Source organism: Gammaproteobacteria bacterium, assembly GCA_028819075.1.
Classification (GTDB): Bacteria; Gemmatimonadota; Gemmatimonadetes; order Longimicrobiales; family Gaopeijiaceae; genus BD2-11.
Window position 1 is genome coordinate 1 of the sequence record JAPPMM010000042.1, and the last position, 6724, is coordinate 6724.

General features: G+C 69.1%; 6 protein-coding genes. All 6 read left to right on the forward strand.

Annotated features, from left to right (window positions below; genetic code table 11):
- On the forward strand, nt 1-409 hold a 409-nt coding region (locus OXU32_10355; GenBank protein ID MDE0074347.1), incomplete at its 5' end, for a DUF3526 domain-containing protein.
- Between the two features lies 1 nt (nt 410).
- Entirely contained in the window at nt 411-1841 is a 1431-nt protein-coding gene (locus OXU32_10360; protein MDE0074348.1) for a DUF3526 domain-containing protein, read from the forward strand.
- 17 nt (nt 1842-1858) lie between these two features.
- Complete coding sequence (locus OXU32_10365; GenBank protein MDE0074349.1) at nt 1859-3301, forward strand: DUF3526 domain-containing protein; 1443 nt, start codon at nt 1859-1861, stop codon at nt 3299-3301.
- A gap of 10 nt (nt 3302-3311) precedes the next feature.
- Nucleotides 3312-4799 (forward strand): DUF3526 domain-containing protein, encoded by a 1488-nt coding sequence (locus OXU32_10370; GenBank protein ID MDE0074350.1) that lies wholly within the window; start codon nt 3312-3314, stop codon nt 4797-4799.
- Nucleotides 4800-4920: 121 nt separating this feature from the next.
- The gene (locus OXU32_10375) at nt 4921-5724 is read left to right on the forward strand and encodes an MBL fold metallo-hydrolase (GenBank protein MDE0074351.1); all 804 of its coding nucleotides are present in this window, start codon (nt 4921-4923) and stop codon (nt 5722-5724) included.
- A gap of 8 nt (nt 5725-5732) precedes the next feature.
- Complete coding sequence (locus tag OXU32_10380; protein ID MDE0074352.1) at nt 5733-6515, forward strand: MBL fold metallo-hydrolase; 783 nt, start codon at nt 5733-5735, stop codon at nt 6513-6515.
- Nucleotides 6516-6724: the final 209 nt, after the last annotated feature.

A 6724-nucleotide genomic window follows, 5' to 3' on the forward strand; every position in this document is an offset into this window, starting at 1 on the left:
CCGCATCTTCGACCGCAACTACGGCGCGTTGTGGGACACCTTCGAGCGGCAGGGCGTCGTGCACGAAGCTCTCGCGGTGGTCGCGCCGCTGCTGGCTGTGCGCACACTCTCCATGGGGCTGGCCGGGACCGATGTCGAACAGCACCGGCACTTCGCCACCGCCGCGGAGGCGTACCGCCGCGATCTGATGCGGCGGATGAACGGTGATCTGGCCGACAACTCCCGCACGGGCGACACCTACCTGGCAGGGCCCGAACTGTGGGAAGAGACGCCGCCGCTCGAGTACGCCGCCCCGACGCTGGGCTGGGTGCTGGGCAACCGCATCCTGTCGATCCTGGTTCTGGGGACGTGGCTGGTCGGGGCAGTCGTGGCCGCTTCGGTGCGGGTCCGGCGCGCGGAGGTGGGGTAGCATGACCGCGCGCACCGTCCTCCGAAACGAATGGCGCCTGCTCATGGCCGACCGGGCGCTACGCATCGTGCTCGGGCTCTTTGCCGTCCTTCTCGTCTACGCGCTGGCCAACGGGGTGGTCTGGATGCGCTTTCAGGAGCGCACGGTGGAGACCGTGCAGACCGGCAACGTCGAGCGCGCCCGCGCGATCGAGCAGGAGCTGGCCGCCATCGCAGGCGGCGCCGAGCCGGCTTCGCGCTTCTCCGATCCCCGCTCCCCGAACGTCCTTGGCGGGGCACGAGGCAGCCATACCGCAGTGCTGGCGCCCGGTCCCCTGACGGCGCTTGCGGTCGGTCAGAGCGACCTCCTGCCCTACTACTACGACGTCAACATCTACACCAACGAATCGTCGTTCCACCAGAACGGCGAGGTCGAGAACCCCCTCAACCTCATGGTCGGCCGCTTCGACCTGGCCTTCGTGGTGATCTACCTGCTGCCGCTTCTGGTTCTGGCGCTCAGCTTCAACGTGCTTTCCGAGGAACGCGAGCAGGGGACCCTCGCCCTGACGCTCTCTCAGCCGGTGTCGGCCCGCCGCGTCGTGGCGGCGAAGCTGGCCTTCCGCGCGCTGGTGGTGGTGGGCATGGTGCTGGCGGCCTCGCTGCTCGGGATTCTGGTCACGGGCGGGTTCGGCTCGCCGGGCCGGGTGCTCCTGTGGTGCGCCACCGTGGTCACCTACGCGCTCTTCTGGTTCGTGCTCGCGGCGTGGGTGAACAGCCTGCGCCGATCGTCCGCGTGGAACGCCACGGTTCTGGTGGGGGCGTGGCTGGTCCTGGTGGTAGTGCTTCCGGCCGCCATCAACATTGCGTCGGGCCTGCTGCACCCGCTGCCGTCGCGCGTTCAAATGGTCACCGCCCAGCGCGAGGCCTCCAACGACGCCGTGAACCAACGAAGCGAACTGCTCGCCCGCTACCTGGAGGACCATCCCGAGATGGTCGAGGGCGTGGTGGCCGAGGAGCCCGGCCTGGGCGCGCTCGCTTGGGCCGCCACGGACGCCGTGAACAGCCGCCTCGAGGAAGTGACGGGCGAACACGATGCGCGCCGAGCCGACCAGATCGCCCTGGTGCGGCGCTACCGGTTCCTGTCGCCGGCGCTGCTGGCCCAGGAGGTGCTCATCGACGCCGCGGGGACGGGCGACGCGCGCTTCGCGGGCTTCCAGTCGCAGGTACGGGCGTTCGCCGAGCAATGGCGCGGGTTCTTCGTGCCCGCGATCCTCGCCGGCGAGCAGATGGACGCCAGCGTCCTTCCGAACGTGCCGGAGTTCCACCTCACGGACGAGGAAGGCGCCGATGTGGCACACCGTGCGAGTGTTCCGCTCACGGTCCTGGGCGGACTCCTTGTCCTGGTGGGCGCGGGCGCGGGGGTCGGGCTGGGCCGGGTGCGGGGCGCGGACTGAGGCGCATCGGCGGCACAATGAGCAACATTCTTCTGATCGCGCGCCGGCAGGTGGGTGCGATGCGCGAGGATCGCTACTTCGTGTTCCTGCTGGGGCTCGTCGCCGCTCTGGGGATCGTGTCCGTCCTCGCAGCGCGGCATCACGCCGCGAGCGAAGCGGAACAGCGTGCACGCTACCAGGCGGTGGTCGACCGGCAGTGGGCGCAGCAGCCGGAACGTCATCCGCACCGGGTGATCCACTACGGGTTCCTGGTCTTCCGCGAGGAGGCGCCCCTGGCGTTCTTCGACCCGGGGGTGGGCGCCTTCGCGGGGACGTCGCTCTTCCTGGAGGGGCACCGCCAGAACACCGCCAGCTTCGGCGATGCGCGACACGCGACGGCGATGCTGAGTTTCGGACGTCTCACGCCGGCCGCCGTGCTGGGCCTGCTCCTGCCGGTGCTGATCGTAGCGGCAGGATTCGCGTCGGTAAGCGGAGAAAGAGAGAAGGGCACTCTGCCGCTCATTCTGGCCCAGGGCGCGACGCCGGCCCGGATCATGGCCGGGAAGGCGCTGGGCGTCGGGGCGGCGGCCGTGGTGGCGGCCCTTCCGATCGCGCTGGTCACGGCCGCATTCATCGCCGCCGGAGGTGGAGACCAGTCCTCCATCGCGCGGATACTGGCGCTCGCGGCAACCTACGCGGCGTATCTTGCCGGGTGGGTGCTCCTGACCGTCTGGGTCTCGTCTCGCAGCGCTTCTTCCCGAGCCGCTCTGGCCCGGCTCGTCGCCATCTGGGTCGTGCTGTGCGTTGCGGCTCCACGCCTGAGCGCCTCCCTGGCGAATGCGCTTCATCCCATGCCGTCGCGCGCCGAGTTCACCGCCCAGGTGGAGCAGGCGCAGAAGCAGGTAGGAGACAGCCATAACCCGGACGATCCCTTTTTCGGCGCCCTGCGCGACGAATACCTGGCGCGCTACCAGGTGGCGTCGGTCGAGGAGCTTCCGATCAACTGGGCAGGCGTCGTAAGCCGCGAGGGGGAGGCGGCCACCAGCCGGATCAACGAGGAACAACATCAGGAACTGCTCGCCGTCCATCGCCGGCAGGACCGGGTCATGGCGTGGCTGGGGCTGCTCTCTCCCCACCTGGCGGCGCGGGACCTGTCGATGGCGGCGGCGGGAACCGGTCCGGAGGCAGTGGAGGCGTTCCGGTCGCAGGCCGAAGCTCATCGCTATGCCATCATCCAGCGGCTGAACGACCTCCACACCCACGAGATCCACTACGAGAACGACCGCGCTCAGCGTCTTGCGCGCCAGCACTGGACACAATTCCCGGTCTTTCGGTCGGACCTGCCTTCGCTTCGCCGGGTCCTGGCCGATCGGCCTCTTTCGCTGGCCGCGCTCGGGCTGTGGATCGCCCTTCCGCTCGCGGGCCTCGGGCTGGGCCGCAAGCGGCTGCCGCGCGTGGGGGTGGACCGGCTGTCGAGATGAGAGCCGCCAGGTGAAGTCCTCAGGCGCCACAGCGTGGACACGCCTGATACGACTTGAACTCGCCAGGGTGATGCGCTCCGGCGGCGTCACGGTCGCGGCGGTTCTTCTGTTGCTGCTCGGAGTCCATGCGGGCTGGCAGGGGAACCGGAGAATCCAGGCCGCCGAAGACGCCGCGGCAGCGGCCGAAACCGCCTACCGGGACCAGCTCGCCCATCTGGTTTCGCGCTATCCTCCGACGACCGAAGCGGGCGAGTTGCTGTACTACCTGGCCCTTCCGGCATCACAGCCGTTGTCCCGACTGTCGGCGCTCGCAAGCGGCAGGACGGAGGTCGAGTCGGCCAACCTGCGCATTCGCCTGCTGGCGCTCGAAGGACAGCTCTACGAGCAGGAGACGCTGAATCCGCGCCTCGCGGCGGCGGGGAAGCTCGATCTGGCCTTTGTGCTCATCGCGCTGATTCCGCTCTTCGTCATTGCCGTCACCTACGACATCGTTTCGGGCGAGCGCGAGCGCGGCACCTGGGACATGGCGCGGCTCTTCGCCCGACCCCGGCGGCTGCTCGCCGCGAAGATCGGCGCGCGCATGATTCTCGTGGGAGGCCTGGTCACGGCGCTGGCCCTGGCCGGGGCATCGCTGGTCGAGGCGCCGCTTATCGGGGCATCCCCGACGGGCATCGACGGCGGGGGCCGCGCGGGCTGGGCCGCCGCGCTGATCGCACTCCACACCCTTTTCTGGTTCGCACTCTGCCTGGGGGTCGCGACCCGGCGCCGCTCCTCTACCGCCAACGCGATGGTCCTGGTGGGCGCGTGGGTGGCGCTCACCTTCCTGGCTCCCGCGGTCCTGAGCCTGGCAAACGCGGTCCTGCACCCGGTGCCCGAGGCGCTGGAGCTGACCGTGCGCCAGCGCCAGGGATACCACGAAGCGTGGGACCTTCCGCCGTCCGAGACGATGGAAGACTTCTACAAGGATTACCCGGAGTGGAGCGGCCAGACCGTCCCGGAGGACGAGTTTACGTGGGCATGGTACTACGCGATGAATCACCGGGGCGACCAGGCCGCCCGGGACGCCTCCCTGGCCTACCGCGATGTCCTGACGCAGCGGGATGAATGGGCCCGCCGATGGTCCCTGCTGGTGCCTCCGCTGGCGACCCGGCTCGCCCTCGACCGGCTCGCCGCCACGGATCTGGCCAGCCAGCTCGCCTACCAGGACGCGGTCCGGCGATACCACGAGCGCCTCAAGGCTCATTTCCTGCCGATTCTGTTCGCAGCCGCCCCGATCCCGCAGGTGGACTGGGAGCGGGTACCGGTTTTCGAGCCGGCTGCTCCGGCCGGCGAGCCGTCACACGCAGGATTCCCGGCCGCAGCCGCTCTGGTTCTGGCCTCGATCTGTGCGCTGCTGGTCGCGGGGATCCGCGCCACCCGGGCGCCAGGGCGCACGGAGGCAGCGCGGTTTGGCCCCACGGACCGTGCCTGGCGACGGATTCCGGGCGGGCGCCGATAGCGCTTTCGTCGGCTGCAGGCGCCGAGCCAGCCTCGACACGGCCTCTGGCGCTGGCGCTTCCACCGCAACACCTTCGCGAGTGCCTCTCGCCGAAGAGGCGTCATCTCCCACGAGGCGCGCCATGCCCAGAGAAATACATCCCGGGATCCACTGGATTCAGGAATTCGGGCCGGATCGGCCGGGGATCGCGAAGTCCCTGGTCGACCGCGGAGCCCACTGGTATCGCCCCGGGCGCGAGATTCACGTTCCGCAGAACGCCTTCCTTTTCGCCGGAGAGCGGACGCTCCTCTTCGACACCCTTTCACCGGCCGCGACGGAGCGAATTCTCGCGGATCTGGAAGCGGTGCTGGACGGTCGCGATCTCGACTATCTCGCACTTTCGCACCCGGACGTTCCCCACGCGGGCAACACCTTCCGCATAATGGAGCGCCATCCCGGGGCGAAGCTGGTCGCGCCCCGCTTCGGGCGCACCCACGAACTCTACCACCTCGAGGACGCGCACAAGGTGGGTCCGGGGGACTCGCTCGACCTGGGCGGGATGCGGCTGCACTTCCACGACGCCGTCTTCCTGGACGCGGCGATGTCGATGTGGATGACCGAGGAAACCTCCGGGATGCTCCTGCCGGTCGACTGGATGGGGCTGCCGCTGATGGACGGGGAGGGGCTCCTGTTTGCGGACGAGTTCCTCTCCCCCGTGGACGAGGACCGCTACGCGGAGTTCCACGGGCGCGTCATGTTCTGGATGCGGTACGTGGATGTGGCGCGCACGCAGAAGGAGATCGATCTGGTGCTGGAGACATATCGCCCGCGCATGATCGCCTCCGCGCACGGGCCCGTGATCCGGGAAGACGTGCCGCGCTACTTCGAAATGATGAAGGACGTCGTGGAGCGGGTGGCGACCGGGGGCCGGACGGGGGTGTTGTGAGCGGGGCCATGGGCGAGGATCGGCGGACGGTCACGGCGCTGGGCGCAGATCCGGAGGTGGCGCTCACGCGGGATGTGTCCTGGATTGCCGAGAACTACCCGCTCGGCGGGGGCCGCAACGTCCACGTGAGCGTGTTCCTGATCCGCGCGGAGGAACAGAACATCCTTATCGACTCGGGCTCGTTCTATCATCGCGAGAGCCTGGTGCGCCGGATCTCGCGCGCCACCGCCGGGGAAGGAATCCACTCGCTGGTGCTGTCCCACTCGGACTATCCGCACTCGGGCAACATCCCCGCGTTCCTGCGTCGCTGGGGCGACTTCGAGATCGTGGCCTCCTCCGGCGAGCCGGAGATCCAGGGGCTTCCGTACGCGCGCCGCAGCCGGATCGGGGGAAGCCTGGAGGTGGCCGGGCGCGAGATCGACTTTCTGGACCCGCCGCTGGCCGACCGATCCCACACCTCGTGGATCTATGACCGCGCTTCGCGCGTGCTTTTCGTCGCGGACGGCTTCGGCTACCACCATGCGGACGACGAGACCGGGCTGACCTCCCGCCAACTGCCCGACGGCTTCCGCAGCGAGGAGATCTACACCTTCCACCGCGACACGCTGATCTGGCTTCGCTACGCGGATCCGGCCGTGCTCATGGGGGTGCTGCGGGAGATGTTCTCGGAGCGAGACGTGTCGTGGGTGGCGCCCATCCATGGCAACCCCATCGCGGCCGAGCACCTGGACGACTACCTGGAGCGGCTCGAGGAGGGGGTGCGGCGCATCGTGCTGGAGCAGGCGATCTGAGCCTGGGCACTCTGCCGTTTTGGCAGACGAAGGCTGCTGCGTAGAGCCAGCCTGCGCCGGGAGCCTGACAAAATGGCAGACGCGCCAGCGTCCACCTACCGGTAGAAGAGCTCCACCAGGCTCATCGGCACGGCGGGGGCTAACAGCAGCCGCAGCGCTTCCGATGCTGGCTCCCCAAACCGACCCGACCGGCCGCGCTTGAGCTCTCG